A 22,326-nucleotide genomic window follows, 5' to 3' on the forward strand; every position below is an offset into this window, starting at 1 on the left:
CCCGCTGGGACGGGGCCACCCGCACCGGCCTCGGCCTCGCCCGCGACACGGTCCGCCGCGGGCTGCGCTGGGCTCGTTCTGGCCGGGCCCTCACAGCTTCACCGGGCGATCGTCCAGGACCGCTCGCAGCCTGTTCTCGGGGCGGGAAGGCTCGGCCAAGAGACCGCAGATGTCACCGGCCTTGGCTACTGAGAGAACGTGTGGGTCTGGATGGGATCGAGGCGGGGGCAGGGCGATTCAGACCCTCGTCTGCAGAGCTCCGTGCCCTTCGCTCAGCCGTTCTTGAGGTGCGTCATGAGGGTCTGGAGGTCGGTCCAGGTGCTGGCCGTGGTGCCGTCGCCGAGGGGGTAGTGCATGGCGGGGCGCTGCGCGGGGCCGAGGGGAACGGCCTGAATGGCCAGGGGTGGGCGTCCGGCGTGGGAGGCGCCGATCTGCTCGGTTTCCTTGGCGCCGATGGTGAAGCTGACCGGGATGGGCTGGGCCTCGCGGTGGGGCGGGACGGTCAGGTCACGGCGGGCGGCGCGGAGGCTGGTGACGAGGCTGGTCAGCCCGTATTCGGCGGCAAGCGCGGCCGCGAGGACTTCGATGGCGTCCAGCGGGGCTGCTTCGTCGGGGGAGTAGCCCAGGGCGAGGGTGATGTCCTCTTCGACGCCGGCTTGGGTGCGGGTGATGCGAAGGGTGGCGATAGCGGGGCGGTCTGGGTGGCCGACGGCGATCGCGAGGGTGGGTTGTGAGGCTTGGGCACGTGTGCGGGCCAGGTCGGTCAACTGGCGGGTGGACCAGGGCAGGTTGACAGGTTCGGCGGTGCTCCAACCGGCGGGCGGGGCGCCGGTGAGGTGCTGCCAGCAGGTTTCGAGGGCGCCGCCCAGGACGAGGCTGGCGTCGGGGGTGTGGCAGGTGTGCAGGGACAGGATGAGCTGGCGCTCGCCCGGGTCCGTGGCAGACTCGTCGGCGGTGAAGGCCGGGGACGTGGGAATGGTGCCGTCACCGGTGCGGGTGGGGGCGAAGCGACCCTCCTGCCAGTGCAGTTCGGCCCCGGTGAGGCCGTCGAAGTAGTCGCTAGTGTTGGGGTTGACGATCCAGCGGTGCGGGCTGCTGGCCAGGGCCGCGCGCATGGGCAGGGTCAGCCGGGTGTGCGGCGGGGTGACGATCTGCAGCGTGCGTCCGCTCGTCGTGGCCGTACGTAGTGCATCAGAGAGCCCGGTGGTCAGGGCGATGCGGGGACGTTCGGTGAGGATGACGGCGGCCCGGTCGGTGAGGACGTCGACGGCGGGCAGGGCGTCGTCCGGCTGGGGGATGGCGGTGGTGTCCGAGGCCAGGGGGACGACGTCGGTGGTTGCGGCCTCGGTCGGCCAGGTCGTGCCGTCGAGGATCTCGGCCAGGCGGCCCGCAATCGATCCGGCCAGGCGGCCTGCCTCGGGCACGGCGGTGGTGGCGCGGGCTTCGGTCCACCACACCGGGCCCTCGGGTACGGGTGTTTCGTCGCCGAGGAGGCGGGCTGCTTCGCCAGGGACTTGGACAAGAACGGGGGCGTCGACGGTGACCAGCGGGCTGCCGTCGGGCGTGCACAGGTGGACGGCGGCGCCGTCGTGGAGGGTTTCCACGCCGAGGTTGGGGCCGCCCGCGTAGAGCCCGGCCAGGAGAACTGGAATGTCGGGCGTCTTGGGGGTGAGGGCGATGACGTCCTTGGTCACGGTCGTGCTCCCGCTTTGTGCGCTGCGGCGGTGGGGTCGGTGAGGGCGGTCTGGATCAGCTGGTGGCGGCGTCCGCGGCGGGCCAGCATGCCGCGTCCGGGCGGCTGTTGGGAGGCGTACAGGCCGGGCAAGAGCGGGCCCTCGCCGCGATCACCCGTCATCACCAGCGCCGTCGACCCAGATTCCCGCAGAGTGGTGAGGAAGGGTTCGTACATGGCGCGGGAGGCGCCTGCGACGCGGCGGGCGAGCACGAAGTGCAGGCCGATGTCCTGGGCCGAGGGAATGTAAGGCAGGAAGGGTTCCAGGGGCTGCTGGCCCGCGGTGGTGAGGATGTCGTAGTCGTCGATGAGGATGACGATGCGCGGGCCGGAGAAGGTCGTGAGGCTGGTGAGGGTGTCGTGGTTGACGCCCTCGTCCGGCATGCGCTTGTCGAGCTCGGTGGCGATGCCGTTGGCCAGGGCGTTAGCGAGTTTGATGTTGTACGCGTAGCCGCCGCGGTACGGCTCGGGGACCAGGCCGCGCAGCCCGCGCCTCGGGTCGAACACGCCGAAGACAAGTTCCTCGTCGGTGTAGCGGGCGGTGAGCTGCTCGACGATCAGCTTCAGCAGGTTGGTCTTGCCGCACTCGTCGTCGCCGAGGATCAGCAGGTGCTGGTCGGAGCCGAACAGGTCGAGGGTGACCGGGGCGAGGGCCTCCTGGTCCACGCCAATCGGCACCTTCGTCGGCTCGATGGCGACCGTCGGCAACTTGGCGGCGGGGAGTTGGGTTGGCAGGACGCGGACGGGAGCGGCGAGGTCGCCGTGCCAGGCGGAGCGGATACGCAGGGCCGCGTCCTCCAGCGCGACGGCCAGGTCTCCGGTGGCGGTCGTGCCGTCGATGCGGGGCAGGGCGACGTGGGCGAAGAGCTTGCCGTCGGTCAGGACCCGGCCGGGCTCGTCCGCGCTGAGGGTCTCCGACAGCTTGCGGTCGATACCGGAGTCGGCCGGATCGTTCAGGCGCAGCTCCAGGCGGGTGCCGAACATCGACTGGGTGGCGATCCGCACATCGTTCCAGCGCAGCATCCCGGCGACCACGTGGATGCCGTAACCACCACCGCGCTTAAGGAGATCGTTGATGTCGTCCTCAAGATCGGTGAACTCGTCCCGCAGCGCGCCGAAGCCGTCGATCAGCAGCACGATGTCCGTGGACGCGAGCTCCGGTATCCGTCCCTGGGCGCGCAGGACGCGCAACTGGTCGATGGAGTCGATGCCGTGGGTACGGAAGAGCTCCTCGCGCTCATTCAGCATGGTCCGGACCTCGGCCACGGTGCGCGCTGCGCGTTCGTGGTCGGCGCGGCCCGCGATCCCGCCCACATGCGGCAGCTTCGCCAGCGCACTCAAACCGCCCCCGGCCAAGTCCAGGCCGTACAGGGCGACTTCAGGCGGAGTGTGGGTCAGGGCGAGGGACAGGGCCAGGGTTCGCAGCAAGGTCGTCTTGCCGGTCTGCGGCCCGCCAATCACCGCTGTATGCCCGCCAGAAACCGTCAGATCCAGGTACCAGCGTTCCTTGCGCTGTTTGGCCGGGTCATCGAGGAAGCCGAGCGGCGCGCACAGAGGTCGGCTGCGGTGCTGCAGATGCAGTCCACGTTCCGAAGCCTGCAAGGGGCCGACAGCGGCGTCGAGCGAGACGGCGTCGGGCAGGGGTGGCAGCCAGATGCGGCGCACCGGCTCAGCGGCCCGGACGAGTTGTTCGACCATCACCGACATGACGCTGGGCCCAGTCTCGCGCTCGCGCATCGCCGCCCCTTCCTCCGGGGCTTGTTCGGCGTCGGTGCGGGAGCTGAAGGCCAGATACGTTCGGGCGAGCGGCTCGTCGTCCTTCTTCTCCCGAAGGGCCGGTCCGCGGTAGCCGCCCGAGACGTATCCGGCCTTGAAGCGTTCGTACGTCGAGGTGTCGACCTTGAGGTAGCCGAAGCCCGGCAGCGGCGGCAGGTTGAAGGCGTCCGTGGTCTCCAGGACCGTACGCGACTCGTCCGCCGAAAACGTCCGCAGACCCAGACGGTAGGACAGATAGGTCTCCAGGCCCTTGAGCTTGCCCGCCTCGATCCGCTGACTGGACAGCAGCAGATGCACCCCGATCGAGCGCCCAATGCGGCCGATGGACAGGAACAGGTCGATGAAGTCCGGCTTGGCCGTGATGAGTTCGCCGAACTCGTCGATCACGACGAACAGATGCGGCAGCGGCTCCAGGCCCAGCTCTGGCTTCTCCGCGCGCAGGGCAGCGTAGTGGCCGATGTCGGCGACGTTCCCGGCGTCCTTGAGAACCTGCTGGCGGCGCTTGACCTCACCCGCGAGGCTGGTGTGCACCCGCTCCACCAGCCCGGCCTGGTTCTCCAGGTTCGTGATCACCCCGGCCACGTGTGGGAGTTGAGCGAACGGCGCGAAGGTCGCACCACCCTTGTAGTCCACCAGGACCAGCGCCAGATCCTCCGGCGAATGCGTCGCCGTCAGGGCCAGGACGAGGGTGCGCAGCAGCTCACTCTTGCCCGAGCCGGTCGCCCCCACACACAACCCGTGCGGCCCCATGCCCAGCTCCGACGACTCCTTCAAGTCCAGGAGCACCGGTCGGTGGTGGTCGTCGAGGCCGATCGGCACCCGCAGGAAGTCCCGCTCGCTGCGAGGCGCCCACAGTCGGCCGAGGTGCAGCGCGCCGGGATCGTCGATGCCGAGCAACCCCGGAAATTCCACCGGGCCGGAGACGGGGGTGCCTTCGGCTACCGACTCGGCCGAGAGCCGCAACGGTGCCAGCATCCGCGCTAGGCCCTCCGCGCCGGCCACCGGCACACTGTCGACCGCCCCGTGCACGGACACCGCGGCCTGGGGCACCCGCAGGTCCTCGACCGTGACTTGCCCGCCGTCCTTATCGACGGTGATCCGCACGGCGACATGATCGGGTTCGTGTACCTGCTGCTCGAGCAGGTGCACCACGGTCACACCCATGTCGGCGAGGGCGACGGCCGCATCCGGGCGGGGGAGTTCCGCGGCAGTGTCGCCGTACTCGTCACTGACGACCACGAGCCGGTCGGCGAGTTTGAGCGCGTTGCGGTCGGACAGGCCGCGCCGCACCTCGGCGGCGTACGAGGCCCGGCGCCGTAGATCGCTGCGCAGCAGGTCGGCCAGCTGATCCATGCGCGGGGCTATGCGCCGCGCGGCCACGGGCCCGTCCTGCTGGTCCGCGTTGAGGACGTGCGGCAGCCACTTCGCCCACTCCCAGTCCTCCAGACGCTCACCTGGAACGGCGAAGGCGAGCGGCACATCGTCCGGGGCGTGGAGGGCGGCGGTCTGGACGACCAGGGCCCGGGCCACCCTCAGTACGGCTTCCCGCTCGCCGACGATGCTGACATTGCCCGCCCTATCCAGCGGCACGGTTAGCGGAAGGTCGCTGCTCGTGGTGTAGCGGGCCTGCAGCGAGCGGGCCTCATTAAGCATGAACGGATCCGGCGGGGTCAGCACGCCGCCCTGGCTCTGCCCGATCGTAAGGTCCTGGACCGGAACCTCACCGGTCCCCAGGCGCACCCGCAGAAAGTCCGCGTCCTGACGGCGCCGCTCCCACAGCCGCGCTGGGTCCCGCACGATGTCGTACAACGCCTCCGGCGCCGGGTCGAGCACGCGGGCCTGGGCACGGCGATCACGTTCGACGGCGCCCAACTCCTGGCGGGTCTCCTCCAGATACTCCAGATACCGCTCCCGCTGCATGCGGCGCGTGCGCTGCGCTTTGCCGCGCTGCGACACGAACAAAGCCACCGCAGCGAGCAGTGCAAAGACCAGCACGATCGCGCCGATGGCGGCGAACTGGCTGGAGCGGATGACCGTCATCATCACAACCGAACCCATGACACCGGCCAGCGGCAGCAGCGAGGTTGCCGCATTCCCGATCTTGCCCTCGGGCAGACTCGGCGGAGCCTCGATGGTGCGCGCTTCCGCTGCCGTCAGAGGGCGCGTGGAGCGGGCGGGGCGGTGGACGATCTGCTGACTCATGTCATCCTCATCGCGTACTCGCCGCGAGCTGCAGCGCCTGGGCGGACAGGAGGGCGGCCGCAAGTCGGGTGGCGTGCCCCAGCATCCGGTTCTCGACCGGACCGCCGCCAGCAAGATGCCGGTCGTAGGGGACAACTACCACAGACACCCCGGCCTCGCGCAGATGCCCGGTGGCCGCCTTCACATCGAGCCGGGGGTGCGGGGACGTCTCAGTCAACGCCACCACCGTGGTGGCCAGAGCACCGTGCGGAAGCGAGCCGAGCCAGTCCAGAACCTGCCGGGTCCCGTTGACACCCTCCGCGGTCAGCGGCGCAACCACCACACGCCCATGCGCCGTATCCATCGCCGTACGCGCCACCGCGCCCGGCAGCGACTCGCAGTCCACCACCGTCACTCCGAAATAGCGGCGCAGCGCCAGCGTCACCGACCGGTAGCTCTGCACGTCCAGCGGCGCCCCGACCCGGCCCTGCCCGGCGGGCAGCAGCCAGCCGCCCTCGGCCACCGGCACCAGATATCCCGTGACATCGGTCAGCCGCATCGACGGCTCAAGGATATGCGCCAGGTCCCGGCACGACCAGCGCACCTCACGGGCCCCCAGACGCACCGGCAACGTGCCCAGCGCAGCATCCGCCTCCAGGCTCAACACCGGGTCGTGCCGGTAGTGGTTGTACGTACGGCTCATCAACGCCGACACCGTGGTCTTGCCCACACCGCCCCGGATCGATGTCACCGCGATGACCCGCCCGGTGGTCACCGGCTGCTGCAACTCCCGGCCCAGGCGCGTCTCCTCGGCCACCTCCTGCGCTGCCGAGCTGGTCAGCCGCCGCAACGACCTCGCGGTACGGCGTACGGCTGGGTCTCCCCGCTGTGTACGGCCGAGCGCCCTCGAGAGCCGCGGGTCAACGGTCGGCACCGACTCCGGAGTCGGCGCCGGAACACGGGGATCCACGGCGCCCCGCTGAACAGGAGACGTCCTCGACACAGCGGCGGGCAACGGGGGAGGGGCAGCGTCCCCTGCTGGTGACGGTCCTGCAGCGTCGGTGCGGTATGGGGCAGGCGGAGGCAGCGATCCGGCCCGCGGGTCACGCGGTGCCTGAGCAGTATCCGAAGCGGGCGCATGATCGGAGGCGGGAGCCGCTTGGCCCTTGGGGACGTGCCGGCCCGGAGCGGACACGGGCGCCGCGGACGACGGCGTCTCGGTCGACGTGTTGCCGCGGTGGAGCTGCACGGTGGCCGTCGGCTCGACCGGTTCGGCGCCCCGATTGATCTCGTCCTGCTCCAGGTCGCGCAGCACATCACGCTGCCAGTCCCCACCAGCCATCACGACCTCCCCTCACCGCTGCTGCATCCGACTCTGCCGCACACCACTGACAATCCGACAGGTCAGAACGTGTCGAGCAACCGCCCGTACACCCCGAACACACCCAGCATCAGCGGCAGCAGCACGATCACACCCACCGTCTCCAGCACATCGCCAAGCCGCCGCAGCCGCACCCGCACATGCTCGGCGGGCTCCACCGCGAGCACGACCAGCGGCACGACGATGAGCATGGCCAGGACAGCGAACGGACCGACCACACCAGGCCGTTCCAGCCAGGCGACGAGCAGCGCGAGCGCGACCAGGCCCCCGCCCAGCAGCAACACCGCGACCTCGGCAACCAGCGGGAAAGCGCGTGCCCGCAGCCACAGCACCACGGCCACAATCACGGCCAGCGGCACGCTCCACACACTGGGTTCACGCAGCACGAACACCCCGGCGGCAGCCGCAGAGCCGGTCACCGCGACCGTGGCGAGCACAAGCCCCCGATGAGTCGCCGTCAACGCGTCACCCACCTCGTGCCGGGTCACCGACGCCCCGCCTGTGCGCCGGTCATCAAGCCCCGACAACCCGGACGCCATCAACGCGAACCGCGGCAACACCCCCAGCGCAACCACCGAGACCACCGCCACCACGGCACCGACCCGCGCCTGCTCATCAGCAGCCCGGGCCCCATCCTGCAGCGCGACGATTACACCCCAACAGGCTGCAACGGTCACTACCGCACCGGAACCGATCAATGCGCCCCGCCCGAACGGGGAGAACCACCCCAGCAGGGCGAGCGAGACGACAACCGGCACGGTGACCATGGCCAATCGGCCGAGCCCGGACGAGGCGTGCGCATCGGCCAGCGTCCACGCCCCCAGCACGCCAAGCGCCCCGCCGGCACCGATCAACGTCGTGGCCAGCCCACGACGCCCCATCCGCCCCAGCACAGCACCACTCAAGGCCGCCACCGCGGCCACCATCAACAGACCACCGGCAATGGACGACAGCGCGAACTCACCCCGGGCCAGTACACCGGCAGCAAGCCCCCACAGGACAACCGCTACCCCGGCGGTCACCCGCCGCACGGCAGGCCGCCAACGCCACGTCCTCAGATCGAGATCCTCGGCCACCTCATCAGGGACGTCATGCACAACCGGCGCAGACGGCGCATCCTGCGCCCGCACGAGCCGCAACACCGCACCATCGGCCACCCCGGCCGACTCCAAAGTTCCGTCCTGCGGAAGAACCGCCCCGTCGGCAGCCACCAAATGCCGCAACGCAGGCCGCTCCCCGACACGGTCATCAAGCAGCCGCAAAACCTCAGGAATCAACCGGCCCACAGGCTCATCGGACGGCAACACCAAATCCACACGCCGCCGCTCACCGACCAGCGTGACCCGACTCAATGCCACCCGCCCCGACCGGCTCACCGCCCCCATACTCACCACGCCGCCGAACCTACCACCGGGCAGAAGACGCAGCGGAAGGCCCGGGAGTCGGCTGCACTGGAGAACCGTACGGCGACTTCCCGATCAACCGATCCGAAATGAACGACCAGCCCACACAACCGGCACACAGAATCGCCGCAATCACAATCCCGGCAACTACCTTGCCCAGCCGCTCATCCACCGACCGTCGGCCACGCTCATCTCCGAACAGGAACGCATCCCGCAACCGCCGCCGCCGAACCGACACCGACTCCAGCAGCTGACTGTCGTACTCCTGCGCTGCCATACCTACCGGCTGCCTTCCTTGTTCTGCTCATTCGTCACGTATCGAACTCGCCCAGCCAGCTGCGCTGGAGGAGGTGCTTGGGGAGATACTCAGATTCAACCTCGATCGGCATGTTCGCGTCGTACGCGAGGCAAGCCATGGCGAGAGGCCCGAGCGCGACCAAGCCTGAACTTTCGATCGCCAGGTCTTCGTCATGGGTCCAGTAAGACTTGTGCCATCGCAGAGCGTCGGCGAGAGCCTCGTTGAACTGGCCAGGCTCACGTGTGACGTACAGGAAGAACAGGTTGATGGGCGGGTACCAGATCTTCTGGACCAGGTCTGGATCGGCGATGCTTACCGCTGAGGGTTCAGAGCCGTTCATGGCCGCTGTCAGCAGGGGGCCGAGGTCCCCTCCCTGTCGCCAGGCGGTTTGCAGGGCCTCGATCCAGGAGTAAACGAAGTCGTCGTACGCCGCCCCAGAGGCGCGCAACAGAGACAGAGGGACGTTCATTAGCTGCGTCATGCGGTCCTGCTCACGGCAAATGACGGCCAGCCAAAACGCCGTGAGCCAATTCTCCGCATCGGTATAGTGCTGTGGGCCAGTGGCAGGGATGGAACGAACCTTATCCGCAATCCGGCACTGAGCCGAAGCCTCTTGAGTCACCGCTGCTGCGAACATCGCAGAACCGACCTGCATGGAGGTGACCCAGGCTTCCCAGGTCGGAAGCTGCGCCGCGCGGGGGTCGTACGCGCAATGCGTCTTTGCTGCGAGAAGCGACGTGCCAAGGGCGAGGTTGAAAGCATCCGGCCTGTGTTCCAGGGATTCGATCTCGCTGTGGGCGCTCTCTGTGAGTTTATTGGCACGCATTTCCGCAGTAGCAACCGAGAAAGCGTGGCGGGTCACACTTGTGTTCATGATTGACGCCCTCTGCCGATGTCGAAATGCCGAAGCTTGTAACCATTGTACTTGTCTCCGGCAGGGTTCGCCTTTACCTCTACATAGTCGAGGTTCCCATTGGCCAATGCCTTTTCTAGCTGATCGGCTAGATCGATTTCGCCTCTGCCTTTCATCTTGAGAAGTGTCGCTTCGAAGTATTCGATCGTGCCCTGCTGATAGTCCTTGGCCTTGCCAAGGTTGCGCTTTCCTAGCTCAGTTGTTAGTGATCCCTTCGCCTCGACAACGACGTAACGCCCATCCTTCGTAACCCAGATCTGATCGAACCGGAACCGTCCCCTTGCGGCGTCATCTAGTCGCGTGGCGTTTCCGTAATGGTCTGGGATGGCGTGCAGTTCTGCCGCGTTCTCGCCGAGATCTTCGCTCGCGTCCCGTGCGGCAGTGTGAGTCGACTTGTATTCATTTATCGCCTCCTCCCGGATCAATTCGTTCTCGGGAGTCGGGTTGTTCTTGTAGTCCTCTGCTGCGGCTTGCTTGTTCCTCTCGGCGGCCATGTCGTAGTCGATCATCTGGCGTCGGTGAGCTGCGTCCGCATGAAGGCCATCTATGTACTGAGGAGCGACCGTCGCCGGATTGCCGATCTCTGCTCCTGGATGGTAGGTCGCCCGGACGAGGCCCTTCTCCGCCGTCCATGGCCTTGCCGGGTCCCCCGTTGCCTTGAGCTGAGGTAGATCGCGTCCGAACTGATCGGTGCCTTCGACCGAGTGGCGCCGACCGTTGGAGTAGTAGTGCTCCTTGCGCCAATCCGGATCGGTGTTAGCCCAGTGAACCTGCTCGCGGAGGACTTCCTCGTCAGACATCCCTACGCGACGTGCTACTTCATCCGGGTCGTTGCCAGAGGGAGCGATATCGTCGCGGCCGCTCGCACCAGCCGCGCCGCCGCCTGCTCCGCCAGACCCACTGTGTCCACCCGTACCCCGGCCTGTAGGCACAGGTTCAGCACTGGTGCCGGTATCACCGTGACCCGAGGGGGCATGGCCTGGGCCGGATCCCGAAGAGTGCTGTGAGGCGTTGCCCGCAGGCGGAGCCTGATGGTCACCGTTATGGGATGGGCTGTCGCCAACGTTGGCAGAGGCTTCATGCCTCCGTGCCCCGGCCCCGACGAGCTCACGAGCCGACGGCGTCTCCGCACGGTCAGCGAGCTCAGCAGCCGACGGTTCCCGGGGAGCGGGATTCGTGTTGAGAGTTCGGTCGGGGTTGAGTGGTATTAGTTCCCCATCCCTCAGGACGGCGTATTCGCCGTTGACCTCCAGGACGCTTTCCGAAATCCGTGGTGACTCCGCAATCGCGTCGAGGGTGTTGCGGGTCCCCGCCGTCACCTCGGAGATCTTGGGGAGCGAGCGAACTGCGGCACCGGCAGTCTTGGCTGCGGCGCCGAGTGGGTCGAGGACCTCGCCCACCTTGGCGGCTGCACCCGCGGCGCGGGCGCCAGCACCCGCCTTGCCTGCCGTGCCGCCCTTGGCTACGGCGCCGAGCGGGCCCGCGCCCAAGGTAAGGACGTTGAAGAAGACGGTGGAACTGGCACGTGCCGGATTGGTTTCCCACTGGTCCCAGGCGACCAGGGATTTGCCGAACTCCTTGGCGTAGTCCCGGCTTTCCTGTCGTATCTCTTCGGGCAGGACACCCTGTGTGTGACCGTCGTTGTGTGGGTCGAGGAGCCGGTCGATGCCACCCATGATGGACATCACCAGGCCCTTTCGGGTCTGGTCGCCTTCCTCGCCCGGGCTGAACAGGTTGATCAGCCCTTCCACGGACCCGACGATGTTGTCTTCCCAGAGTCCGGTGAGGAACTCGCCGATCTGGGCGTCGAATCCGAAGGGAAGAGCGGTCTGGTGTGCGGGCTTGCCCCACGGCAGTTGGTCCGCCTCGTTCAGCGTCTCCTCGCTGGCGCCGTAGGCGTTCTTCTGCCTGCCGCTGCCGTCGTTGAGGACCCACTGGGTGCCGCCGACCAAGCTCGTGATCTTGTTGGCGGCCTCGATCTCGGCCCGATGGAAGGCGTCCACGGCCGCGTTCACACCGTTAAAGATCTCCTGGTGTTCCTCGACCTTCTCCCGGTCCTTGGTCCATCCGGTCAGGAACTCGGTGCCTTCGTCGGCCTTCACCGCGGCGACGAAGGCCACGGCCCGCTGGCGGAGGATTTCCAGCCTCTCCACCAGCGGCCGGACCTCAGCCGCGAAGCCGGACAGGGCCTCGGCCACCGACTCCAGGTCGGATGCGAAAGAGAAAGACTTGTCGGACACGGACTGGGTGGTGAGGATCAGCTGCCCGGCCTCGGGTGCCTTGTAGAAGGCTCCGATGCCCTTGAAGCGGGTGTCGACGTCGCCACCGTGGTCGCGGATTCCGGTAGCGGCACGGCGCAGTTCGGCGATCTGGAGTTCCAGTGCCTGGAGGTTGCCGGTGTAGTGGGGAATGCGGGACGGGTCGAGCATGGCGTCCACTACTCGCCACCCCGCTTCCCGTTCATGCCGGGCATGTCGTTCAGATCCGGAGCCAGGGTGGCCTGGCGCTGGGCGTTCCACGCCTGCTCCAGTTGCCCGTTGGCGTACGCCACGGTCGCCTCGACTGTGCCGGCGATCGTGCGCTGCGGCCGTGCGATCAGGAACCGGACATCCCGGTCGGACTCCTTGGCGAACTCGGCCAGCGCCGCAGCCACAAGCCCGCCTCCCGCCTGACCGCCTCCGCTGTTACCTTCGCCGCCTATGGGGCTGAGGTGCGTGGGCGGCGCGGCCGCCGGGTCGTCGCTGAGCGTGCCGACCGACCCCGCTGCGCCGTCCATGCAGGTCGCGTACAACCTGAGGCTCTCGTTCAAGCCGTCTGCGGCGACGCCGACTCTGCCGAGTACCGAGTCCACGCCGCTGGAGGCGATATCCCACCCCGTCATGTCAACCCCCGCTGTCTCCTGCGATGTTGCGTCACGTGCCGCCGCCCCGGCAGGCGGGTCAGCCGATGTTGTCGACCGCGGCCTTCGCCTTCGACAGCGTCGACTGCGCCGTGGAGTCGTTCTGCTCCATCGTCGAGCGCACCAGCCGGATGATCTCCCGCACCTCGTGGGCCGCCTTGTTCCAGCGCACTTCCTTGCCGTGGTACTCGTCCGAGACTCCGTCGGCCTGGAACTCGGCCATCGCCGCCTTCACCGCCGCATCCCGGTCGGAAAGGACGCGCTCCAGGCGGCCGATGATCGCGAACAGGTTGCCCTGCACCTCGGTCGAGGCACTGATGTCGTACGAATTACGGTCCGCGTTAGGCATGATCAATCCCCTGTCCCGATCAACGCCCGCCGAAGCGGGCCCCCTCGAAGTTGGCCGCGCTCAGGTTCTGGTGGGCGTTGTCGACCTGCTCCTGCATACCCGTGGTGAAGGCCGTTTCCATGCCCGCCTGGCCACCCAGAATCCCGCGCAGGGACCCGTTCAGGGCTGCCGTGATCTCGTCCGCGTTGTCCTTGAACGCATCGAACACCGCCCGGCCGGCACCGTTGAACTTGCCCTCCAGCGGCGCCGCGGCAGCGATCAGCTGCTGGATCAGCGCCCCGAGGTCGTCCGTCGATCCCGTCGTCCGCTTGCCGAGGTCCGACAGCGTCGACGTCCCCATGTCGAACTTCATGAATCCACCCCCCGTGGTGTCGTAGACCACATTGCTCACGGATCACAGAATGCGCATGCACCGCATCTGCGATGATCCGACCCTTTGTATCAACGAGGCGTTGCACCAGCAACGTTGGGAGACTCGGATCGTTATAGATTCGCCCAACCCGACCATCCGCCCGTGCAGTTCGTCGATCCGGAAGTACGCCATGGCAGCGGACCGGACTCAAGGGCCGTTTCAGCACGCAACGCACCCTCATGGTTGGTTGCTCACCTGGTACTTACGACCGTATCCGAGGGCACTGACAACCAGCCGTGCACGCTGGCGTCACTGGCCGAGCCGCATCGTCTCAGGTCGCGCCCCCGCAGCACCATGCAGTCCGGCAGTCAGTGTGTTACTCCAGGGCACAGCCCCATGCGAGGGCGCAGTGGCACCTGCCAGCCGCTGACCTATGTGGTCCTCACCAGCCCACGTTTGGCTGGATCCTGACCATCTGGCAGACACGCCCCCCCCCGCACTTGTCTCGGCTACTGGTTGTCGTTGGTCTGAGGGGGGAACAGCAGCGTGGGTTCGGTGAGAATGTCGCGGCCGAGTTCAGACTTGTAAATCTCGTCCACGCTGCCGAAACAGGCTGTGTCGTAGTCGAGGCTGAGCTGGTCTGCAGCCCGTCGTACGGCGGACTCATCCGGCCCTTCGATCTCCAGCAGAGTGGGCAGGTCCGGCCAGGTGTCGAAGTCGAACAGGACGTCGCCGAGCCGCCATTCTTCGCGGTAGCTCTCCTGATATCGCACCTGTCGTAGTCCGAGGGTGCGCAGCAGTTCGGCTGTGGTGTGGAAGTCGCTGACTTCAGTTTCGATCTCGGTGGTGCCGTCGATGCTGTTCGTGTCGGTGACCTGCTTGAGGGTGAGCGTGGTGCGATCGCCCTCGTCGCGCAGGCGCAGCCACTGGTTGCCGTTGGCTGCGTCGTTTTCGAAGATCAGACGCGAGAGCAGCGTCCGGGGCTTGGTGCACTGGGCTCCGAGCTGATCGAGGCGGCGGCCCAGGGCTTCGGCATCGATGTGGAGGAAGGTGGCTTCGTACTCGTTCTTCACTGCTTGACTCCGGTGACGGCCAGTGGACTGCAGAGGGTGGCGAGGAGCAGGCCCATGCGGTGTTGGTGATCGTAGGGCTGTCCGATGTGGGGCTGCTCGGTGAATTCACCGGTCCGTAGGGTCAGTAGGACGTGCCTGGGGGCTGCGAAGTGGTGAGCGAGCTTCTCCGGCATGCCCGTCTTCACCGGGCCCTCCTACTACACCGCCGAGATCCGCGCACATCACCACCTCGCTGGCACCGGCATCCCCAACTCCCTGCCTCGTCGACCACGGCATCCTCGACGAGGAGCCATAAGTCGCTTTATTCCGAGGGCCGATGAAAACGGCGCACCACCGAAGCCGAGCCGATGCCAGTCCGTTCGTCGAGGAACCTCAAGGCTCGTCTTCCCCTAGGACATGCCTCTTCCCTTACCCACGCCAAGGTGACCGGAGCTGCGCCTCGGCAACAGAAAGGTAGCTGGCAACGCCAGCACCAAGACCCCGCCGCCTTCAGGCGGGGGCGTTTCGTTTCTCCGGTATGACCATTCCACCCACACGGGCGGGGCACGGGAAGACCGCTGATCACGCCCCCTGGAGCGCAGCTATCAACGACACGTGATCAAACCTGTACTGCGCGGCCTCGCTGCTGCCGCCCTCGCCGTCCTGCCGGCCACCGTCTCCACCCCTGCCCACGCCGCGGAGACTCTGCCCCTCGCCGAAGCAGTCGCCAACCTGCCCGTGGCCACCGAGTCCCGCGACGGCTACAGCCGCGACAAGTTCCGCCACTGGAACACCGGCGACGACCCGTCCGACGGCTGCAACACGCGCGCGGAGGTCCTCATCCACGAAGCGGTCACCCCACCCACCGTCGGGCCCGGCTGCCGTCTGACCGGCGGGACCTGGTGGTCGTACTACGACGCCACCGTCGTGACATCCGCGTCCGGTCTCGACATCGACCACATGGTGCCCCTCGCCGAAGCCTGGGACAGCGGCGCATCCGCCTGGACCGCGCAGCGCCGCGAGGCGTACGCCAACGACCAGGGCGTCGAACAGTCGCTCGTCGCCGTCACCGCGCGCTCCAACCGGAGCAAGGCCGACAAGGACCCGGCCGAATGGCTACCGCCCGCCGCTGAGGTGCACTGCCGGTATGTCGCTGAGTGGGTGGGAACAAAGCTCCGCTGGAGCCTGTCCATCGACGAAGCCGAGCTGGACGCTTTGGAGGGCGTGGCCACGGGCTGCCCGGACCAGACGGTGACATACGAACCCGCCCCCTGAGCGTTCCAGCAGCCCCCGTCGTCCACCTCGTGCGGGCGGCGGGAGCTCAGCGCCGGTGCGTGCCCGACGATTGCGGGCCTACACCAAGGCGGGCCGAAGTGCCTTAACGGGCGAAACAGCCGGAGGCGACGTGCAGGTGCACGACCCGCCGCTCACCGCAGAGGCGGCGACCGGCGCCGTTTGGGCCGGGACGGGGGCCCGTAGGCGAGAACGAGGGCGTTGCGAACGGCGAGTCGTCCGGCGTGGCGAAACGACCCAGCGCGGGAGTCGACCTCGTGGACGCCCACGGCACGCAGCACGACGGCCACCGCCACTGGCGTCTGAGCCTCCAGGGTGGTCAGCTCCTCGCGGATGCCGGTAGCGACAGCGGCCTGGTACTGGGCCAACTCCTCCGGGGTGATGCAGCCGTGTGAGTCGAGGCCGGTGTGCACTTCGAACGCGACGCCCTCTTCCCAGGGTTCGAAGTCCACGGTGATGTCCGCAAAGTCCGCCGGACAGCTGGTCTGGCGCGCATACACGGCACGCACGCCCCGGAGCGGGCAGGGCGGGAAACTTCCCTCGTCATGCACAGAGCCACGCTAGTCGGTGTCCGTCGCCGCCAGCACCGCGATCCGGCGGCGGTCGGCGGACAGTCCAGGGCAGTGGCCACTCGCTACGACAAACGCGGTTACGTCTTCCTCGGCACCACCACAGCGGCAGCCATCGTCATCGGGCTCCGCATATGATCGCCCGGACAAGTCCTAATGCACTTCAACTATGGGCATTCCGGGCGCTTAACATCCCTACAGCGCCGGAGCGTTGACTAACCCTAATTGCCACCATCGCACGCTAGGCCATCCGGGGGCCGGGAGCGGCCGACCCCGACCAACGAGTGCCGTGCTCGCCCGAGTTGTGGAGCATTTCTGGTGTTCTATATCAAATGTCAGGCGGTAGGGCCGGTCGGCCCGCCAAGACCGACCGGCGAGTCGGCCACTCTCAGTCGTCCTTGCCCTCTGCCCGGCGCCGCGTCTGCTCGAACAGGCCGTCCACTTGCTCCTGTGATACACCTGCCTTGCGGATCAGGGGGTCCAGAACGGCCGTGTTGAGGATTTCGTTCGTCTTATCGAACATGATCCGGTCGCTTTCAAGTTCGTCGATCAGCTTGTCGCGGCCGGTGACGCTGTACATATCTTCTATGCGGTCGTGCCAGAAGTCGTGGGCCAGGTGGTTTCGGCGCTTCAGGGCCTGGTCGAGGTCGGCCGTGAGACCGGGATCACCGATCAGGTTCTTGCCCTTCACCGCGGTGAGGACGGAGCCCATGGTCATCTTCTTCTGCCGCATCCGGTCCCACGGGTCGACTATGCGCTGGCCCGCTTCCTTCGCCGCGATCACTTCCGCCGTCCCGAGCACGTTCATGAGGCCGACTTCCAGGACGTTGGCGAAGTACACCGCCGCGCCGTAGGTCGCGTAGGCCAGCTTCGCGTGCTCATTCGCGTCTATCTGATCGGCCTTCACGTGCCCGACGCCGATCAGTTCGTGCCGCACCACATACAGTTCACTCATCCGGACAGTATGGGTAACGTCCGGGCCAACCTGCATACGAAATACGCCTGTTGATGATCAGGGTCGCGCGGTTCACCGGCCGGGTGGCGTCGGCCCGGTCATCGCTCCGCGCCGCGAGCGTCGTGGGGCACACCGCCGGCGAGGGCGTCGGCCGACACAGGGTGGGGCCGAATGTCTCCTCGGGCGACTTGCGCAAACTCCCCGGCATGCTGTTCCAGTGGAGCACGTACTCGGAATACCTCTCCGTTCAGTCGACCCGTAGTGAATGGGGTAGGCCGGGAAAGACCCGGCCTACCCCATTCGCCCGCGTCCGGGGCGGCAGCTTAGCGGCGCCTCAAGAAGAGCCAGGCCAGAGTCAGGAACGTGATTCCTGCACCAGGGATCAGCAGACGGCCTTCCTTGACCAGGCGGTCGATCACGAAATCAGTCCCATTGGGCAGCATAACGAGACAAACCACCGCGACTGCAACGAGCCCGCCAAGCGCCAGTACCCCACAGATCGTGGCAACGGTGTACCGACCGGTTGCGCCGGATCTCTCATTGCTGCTCTGGTGCGCCACGGCGGGATACACCTTCCAATCGGCTTTTTTAGCAGGGTAGTTCGTCCTGGCCTAGTCAGGGAGCGGCGGGCTTCAACTCTACTTCCACACCAATCTCCTTGGCGCCGTCAGCACCCCTCGTCACAGTGGTCGTGCGGCCGTCAGCCGAATCAGACCTGCCGGTACCGGACGGAGGCTCAACGAAAGGTACCGTAATGGGGCTTCCCTGCTCGTCGACGACGGGCTTCCCGTCAGGTCCCGCTACCTTGACCCGGTCAGGGACCTTACTGGGGTCCACCGTGCCGTCCTCGTTGACCCAGGGCAGTTCTGGCGGTTCGGGCTGCGCCGCCTTCGACTCCGTGGCGGGCAGCAGATGCTTCCCCGAGGCCACCTGAGCCTGCCAGCCATGCCATTCACCGCCGTAATTCACGGATGCGAAACTGACGGTGTTGTACCACTCGGGTTTATAGCCGCACCATGTGATGTCAACGGGAGCGTGTGAATAGATGAAGAACCTCGATGCGTCTTCCGGGCTGTAGATCCAAGGGCTATCCATGCACTTGATCCATTCCCCCTTTCCTTCATCATCCACGGACCATTTGAATACCGTCAGCCTGGAGCCCAGGTCCCCTTTCGGGCGAGTCCAGGGGGCAGTGCAGTCGGCAGGCCAGAGTTCCGCATCCTTCGATGCCGTAGCGTCAGCGCGCACGTATCCTGTGTTGTTCTTTCCGTGCGAGACCTCGGCCCGGTTGTAGAGACACTTACTGCTGTCGGTGTTGGACCATGATTCGTCCGAGCGGTAGACGACGTGCGCACTTGCCGTGCCAGCCGAGGCAAGCACGAGCCCAAGGCTCGACGCGACGACGGCAAGTCTCCGCGCGGATCTGATGGAGATCATGAACGTTTCCCCCTTGCGTGGTGGCGATCACGGTGGGCGCGAAAAGGGAAGGCCCGGCGGCCCGCAGGCAACATCTCCGTCTGCTGGCCTCGGGGGACGAGAGCGCAGACTGCAACCCTGGCAACTGGCCGCCAACCCTCCCCTGTTCGCGCCTGCGCCCAACAGGCACCAGACCGGGGAGGGGGCGGGCTAGGGCCCCCTGTTGGCCCGTACCTGTGGTCGCAGCGGTCACAGTAGGTGACATGTGTCGGATGTGTGTGCGAAAAACCTGACGCCTGTCGAGGAGTTGGCCGGAACCGCGTGGTGGTGCGGAGTGGGGAGGTGGACCGTGGGGTCTGCCGCTTCTGTGTGGTGGCGGTTAAGCGGAGGAGGGAATGGGGCATTCCGTCATGAAGCGGAAGGGCTGGTTCTGCCCCGCCCCGCGGGATACGCAAGGCCCGGGGGCACACCCGCCCCGGGCCTTGCGTCCTACCTGCCTCGGGTCTCGGGCCCGGGGGCAGGCCGTTCAGCGGCGGCGGCCCTGTCCCCCCGGCGCTTCTTGGTGCGTCCGTCGTCCACGGTGAGCGCGTCGACCTGCTGAAGCAGTTGCTCCTATGTTCCATCGGCTGACCACAGCCGATGGCGTTCATAGACCGTCTTCCACTGCCCGAACCGCTCAGGCAGGTCCCGCCATTGGCCCCCGGTCCGCACCCGGTGCAGAATCCCGTCGATCACCTGACGGTGATCCCGCCACCGGCCACAACGCGCGTTGCTGACCGTCAGGAACGGGCGCAGCCGTTCCCACTCCGCATCGCTCAGATCACCCCGCCCCATGCCCGGAACAACGACCCGGGCACGAGGCAGTCACATGATCGCCCGGACAAGTCCTAGTCGGCAGATGTCGTTGTTGAACCACTTCGCATCGGCCCGGAGTGGAACCAGGTGGCCGGCTGGGCCTGACACTCCACCTCGTCCGCGTTCGCGCCCGTTGGAGTGCCGCTGAGCCCCGCCAACGAGCGCCAGCCCACAGTCATCTGTAGGCGCCGTGGGACCCGAGTTGTACGTGCCGCCGATCGACTGAGCGAATAGGGGGATCGCCCGCTTGCAGCGAGGGTGGCACACCACATTCCCGCGCATCAGGCGAGCTGGCACCGCGATAAGAACCGGCAAACTATTGTGCTTTGTTGGGGTCCCGGTGCGGATGGCAAGTGGGCGTGGGCCGATTTATGGGATTGCTGGTGCCTTGCAGTCGTGGGCGGCCGCCGAGCGTTCGGCGAAGGTTTCCAGGATGGCCTGTTCATGGGGTGAGGCGGCTTGGCGGTCTCGTGTGTCGGATCCGCGCGGAACGAGGGTGAAGAACGCGCGCTCTCGGTTGTCGGGGCAGGTGGCCGAGGTCCACAGGCCGCCGTTGTCGAGTTGCCCCTTGCGTGCGCCGGGTGGGGGGACGTCGTCGCGGGCCCATGCGTTGCGTTCGAAGCGGAGGAAGCGTGCGTCCTCCGCATAGGGGCCGTAGTTCGCGGTGAGCTCGTAGAGTGCGTGGCCTTCGGCGTCGCCTAGCACGCATTCCTCGTACGGAACGGTGTCGGATTTGCTCTCCCAGGCCGTGGCCACCTGGGTGCCGCCGCGAGGGATGCCCGCGCAGGTGCCCTGGGCCGCGGCCAAGGGGATGTGTTCGTCCTCGTTGACCGGTAGCGGAATGCTGGTGAGTTGCCGCCCGAGTTCTGCACCGCACTCCCAGTGCCGATTGGCGTTGGCGGCTGCTGCGGTGGCTATGCGCGCGTAGGAGAGGCGGGTCTTGGGGTTGTCGAGCGAGACGTCCTCCTGCTCCACCGTCGCGGTGACCAGAAGATCGCTGCGCTTGTCGTGGCAGTCAAGAAGCACGGAGGTGACGGCCTTCGCATCGCCATAATCCTCATGCACGGCCAGAGTTCCGTTCCAGCCCTGTCCCAGCGGAGCGGGAGGCAGCTCCGCGTCCGGCGCGGGATACAGGCCGTATGCGTCGCCGCGCTCCTCGTGATCGGTGGTGGGAGTGCCGTCGACGGTGACCCTGACCGTGCCGTTGTGCAAGTACCACGGCTCGCCGTCGCGACCGGCCCGTTCGATGTCGCACTCCACCCTCAGGGATGTCTTCTTGTCGTCGAGGTTCCCCTCCACGTGATCGGGTTCCCCGCCGTCCTTGAGGTGCCGGTCGCCGAGGACCGCCCGGATGTCCTCGGCGGGCAGGATGCCGTCGCACGCGTTGCTGAGCAGGCGTCCGGAACGCCATCGGTCGTAGCCTCCGCTGAGCAAGAAGACGCCGACCCCGACCAGCACGAGGACCAGAACCAGGGCGGTGACCTTGCCCGCGTGATGCTTCAGCCGCGCCATTGCTCGACCTCTCCCAGGATCTTTGTGCCGCTGCAATGAGACCGCTGCGGCCAGGCGCCCTCGGTGGTCAGATAGCGGTCGAGCGTGGCCCGCGCGTCAGCGGAGATCTTCTTGCGCTCGGCGCGGGTCAGTGTCAGCTCCTTGTCGTCCCAGAACTCCAGGTCCGGGGTGATGGTGATCCGGTGGTAGCTCTTGCCGCCATCGCACTGCGACTGGGCCCACAGGGCCAGCTTCGGCTCCGTCTCTTCGTCGTTCTTGATGGTCACAGTCCCGCGGGGCGACGCTGGCGTTGGCTCGCGCCCGCTGGGCGCGAGCCCGGCATCGCGGTATCGCTCATAGGCGCCGCGGGCGAATGGCCCGGACCAGCTGTGCGACTGGGCACGCTCTATGGGGTGTTCCCCCGTGCCGGAGCCGATGTAGGCCTCGCCCGCGCAGGAGCCGGCGCGAGCGTCGTAAGCACGGTCCCCTGTATAGAGCCAGCCATAGTTGTCGGTCTTGACGTTCATGCCGCTGTCGGGGTCGTCGTCGACGGTCCCCTCGGCGAACTCCAGCTCTTCAGGGTTGAGCCAGGAGCACAGGTCGGTAGGAGCGGCGGCTTCCTTGCCCTCCGGCTTGGTCCGGGTGCTGAGCGAGGCAGCATCGCAGCCCTGCCGTTTCGCCACATGATTAGCGACCTTCGCCGCGGTACGGGCTGCCAGCTCCTCGTCTGCGTACGGGATGTCCGACTCGTCTTCCGCATTCGACGGCACGACCGCCTCCACCCGCAGCGCCGACGCGGGAACAGCCCGCCCGTTCAGCCCTTTGGGGCAGGCCATGCGTACCGTCGCGGATGCCTCGCTGCCCTCGATCGTCGATTCGCTGCCATTCCGGCCGGTCACCCCGGCAGGCAGCGGCAGAGGGAAGCTTTCGTCGGGCTCGACGAGGCCTTGCTCCTCGTCGCCTTCATCGCTCTCTTCGTCGGCTTCCCTCTGGATCTGAGCGGGGAGCAGTGCTTCAGCCCGGACCTGCACTCGTGCGTCGGGCTCCCACTTGCCGCTGCCCCACGACAGCGTGCAATCCAACAGCGACCGGCTCTCCTGACTGGGGTCCAACAGGGTGCCGAATTCCTCGAGCACCCCCGGCTCGTCGTCAGGAAGAAAGTCAAGGAGCTGGTCGGCGGGCAGAAGGCCGGAGCAGGCCTGCCTCAACTGTGCTTCATTCTCGGCGCGTTGGCCGTTCCGCACAGCCGTACACGAAACGGCTACGCCCGCCATGAGGGCCATCGCGGCAACCGTGGCCCCTCCGTACCTCAGCCATTTGCGCTTGCGCGCACTGGACATCGAGTCCCCCGTTCTCGACCATCTGCCGCCCCCGGCATTCGACCGGGGAGGCTATCAGAGGGGGCCGAGTG

Annotated in this window: 19 protein-coding genes and 1 pseudogene; 2 read left to right on the plus strand and 18 right to left on the minus strand. The window is 67.2% G+C overall.

The window, feature by feature from the left end; translation table 11 throughout:
• Positions 1–272 precede the first annotated feature (272 nt).
• From ACWD10_RS04135 to ACWD10_RS04185, 11 genes are all read right to left on the minus strand, one after another.
• On the minus strand, positions 273–1,694 hold the full coding sequence (locus ACWD10_RS04135) for a DUF6177 family protein (RefSeq protein WP_451086767.1): 1,422 nt from the start codon (positions 1,692–1,694) through the stop codon (positions 273–275).
• The gene (gene eccCb, locus ACWD10_RS04140) at positions 1,691–5,710 is read right to left on the minus strand and encodes a type VII secretion protein EccCb (protein ID WP_451086769.1); all 4,020 of its coding nucleotides are present in this window, start codon (positions 5,708–5,710) and stop codon (positions 1,691–1,693) included. Before eccCb ends, ACWD10_RS04135 begins: the two co-directional genes overlap by 4 nt.
• Positions 5,711–5,717: 7 nt before the next feature.
• A complete protein-coding gene (locus ACWD10_RS04145; protein ID WP_451086771.1) occupies positions 5,718–6,506 on the minus strand; it encodes a type VII secretion protein in 789 nt (262 codons plus the stop codon).
• A gap of 587 nt (positions 6,507–7,093) precedes the next feature.
• On the minus strand, positions 7,094–8,455 hold the full coding sequence (gene eccD, locus ACWD10_RS04150; protein ID WP_451087199.1) for a type VII secretion integral membrane protein EccD: 1,362 nt from the start codon (positions 8,453–8,455) through the stop codon (positions 7,094–7,096).
• 329 nt (positions 8,456–8,784) lie between these two features.
• The gene (locus ACWD10_RS04155) at positions 8,785–9,645 is read right to left on the minus strand and encodes an immunity 49 family protein (RefSeq protein WP_451086773.1); all 861 of its coding nucleotides are present in this window, start codon (positions 9,643–9,645) and stop codon (positions 8,785–8,787) included.
• Positions 9,642–12,122, minus strand: a complete 2,481-nt coding sequence (locus ACWD10_RS04160; protein WP_451086775.1) for a hypothetical protein — start codon at positions 12,120–12,122, stop codon at positions 9,642–9,644. Before ACWD10_RS04160 ends, ACWD10_RS04155 begins: the two co-directional genes overlap by 4 nt.
• A complete protein-coding gene (locus ACWD10_RS04165; RefSeq protein WP_451086777.1) occupies positions 12,122–12,565 on the minus strand; it encodes a DUF6507 family protein in 444 nt (147 codons plus the stop codon). Before ACWD10_RS04165 ends, ACWD10_RS04160 begins: the two co-directional genes overlap by 1 nt.
• Positions 12,566–12,623: 58 nt before the next feature.
• The gene (locus tag ACWD10_RS04170; protein ID WP_451086779.1) at positions 12,624–12,932 is read right to left on the minus strand and encodes a pore-forming ESAT-6 family protein; all 309 of its coding nucleotides are present in this window, start codon (positions 12,930–12,932) and stop codon (positions 12,624–12,626) included.
• Positions 12,933–12,951: 19 nt separating this feature from the next.
• Positions 12,952–13,284: a hypothetical protein gene (locus tag ACWD10_RS04175; RefSeq protein WP_451086781.1), complete on the minus strand. Its 333-nt coding sequence runs from the start codon at positions 13,282–13,284 to the stop codon at positions 12,952–12,954.
• 509 nt (positions 13,285–13,793) lie between these two features.
• Entirely contained in the window at positions 13,794–14,357 is a 564-nt protein-coding gene (locus tag ACWD10_RS04180) for a class IV adenylate cyclase (RefSeq protein WP_451086783.1), read from the minus strand.
• Positions 14,354–14,542: a hypothetical protein gene (locus tag ACWD10_RS04185; RefSeq protein ID WP_451086785.1), complete on the minus strand. Its 189-nt coding sequence runs from the start codon at positions 14,540–14,542 to the stop codon at positions 14,354–14,356. Before ACWD10_RS04185 ends, ACWD10_RS04180 begins: the two co-directional genes overlap by 4 nt.
• Before the next feature lie 409 nt (positions 14,543–14,951).
• Here ACWD10_RS04185 and ACWD10_RS04190 point away from each other — a divergent pair, with 409 nt between their 5' ends.
• Positions 14,952–15,611, plus strand: coding sequence for an HNH endonuclease family protein (locus ACWD10_RS04190; protein WP_451086787.1), 660 nt, complete (start codon positions 14,952–14,954; stop codon positions 15,609–15,611).
• 152 nt (positions 15,612–15,763) lie between these two features.
• Here ACWD10_RS04190 and ACWD10_RS04195 read toward each other — a convergent pair whose 3' ends face one another.
• Positions 15,764–16,138: a hypothetical protein gene (locus tag ACWD10_RS04195; protein ID WP_451086789.1), complete on the minus strand. Its 375-nt coding sequence runs from the start codon at positions 16,136–16,138 to the stop codon at positions 15,764–15,766.
• A 36-nt stretch (positions 16,139–16,174) separates the two neighbouring features.
• Between ACWD10_RS04195 and ACWD10_RS04200 the strand changes: the two genes are divergently transcribed.
• On the plus strand, positions 16,175–16,336 hold the full coding sequence (locus ACWD10_RS04200) for a hypothetical protein (protein ID WP_451087235.1): 162 nt from the start codon (positions 16,175–16,177) through the stop codon (positions 16,334–16,336).
• Positions 16,337–16,586: 250 nt separating this feature from the next.
• On the opposite strand, the gene ACWD10_RS04205 is transcribed toward ACWD10_RS04200, so the two are convergent.
• From ACWD10_RS04205 to ACWD10_RS04230, 6 genes and pseudogenes are all read right to left on the minus strand, one after another.
• The gene (locus ACWD10_RS04205) at positions 16,587–17,189 is read right to left on the minus strand and encodes a hypothetical protein (RefSeq protein WP_451086791.1); all 603 of its coding nucleotides are present in this window, start codon (positions 17,187–17,189) and stop codon (positions 16,587–16,589) included.
• Between the two features lie 287 nt (positions 17,190–17,476).
• Complete coding sequence (locus ACWD10_RS04210) at positions 17,477–17,713, minus strand: hypothetical protein (RefSeq protein WP_451086793.1); 237 nt, start codon at positions 17,711–17,713, stop codon at positions 17,477–17,479.
• Between the two features lie 55 nt (positions 17,714–17,768).
• The gene (locus tag ACWD10_RS04215; protein WP_451086795.1) at positions 17,769–18,590 is read right to left on the minus strand and encodes a hypothetical protein; all 822 of its coding nucleotides are present in this window, start codon (positions 18,588–18,590) and stop codon (positions 17,769–17,771) included.
• Between the two features lie 594 nt (positions 18,591–19,184).
• A pseudogene (locus tag ACWD10_RS04220) lies at positions 19,185–19,403 on the minus strand (transposase); the annotation flags it as partial.
• A 390-nt stretch (positions 19,404–19,793) separates the two neighbouring features.
• On the minus strand, positions 19,794–20,936 hold the full coding sequence (locus tag ACWD10_RS04225) for a hypothetical protein (protein WP_451086797.1): 1,143 nt from the start codon (positions 20,934–20,936) through the stop codon (positions 19,794–19,796).
• The gene (locus tag ACWD10_RS04230; RefSeq protein WP_451086799.1) at positions 20,924–22,198 is read right to left on the minus strand and encodes a hypothetical protein; all 1,275 of its coding nucleotides are present in this window, start codon (positions 22,196–22,198) and stop codon (positions 20,924–20,926) included. The genes ACWD10_RS04225 and ACWD10_RS04230 overlap by 13 nt, the downstream gene beginning before the upstream one ends.
• Positions 22,199–22,326: the final 128 nt, after the last annotated feature.

The sequence above is a fragment of the Streptomyces sp. NPDC002851 genome (genome assembly GCF_053591935.1).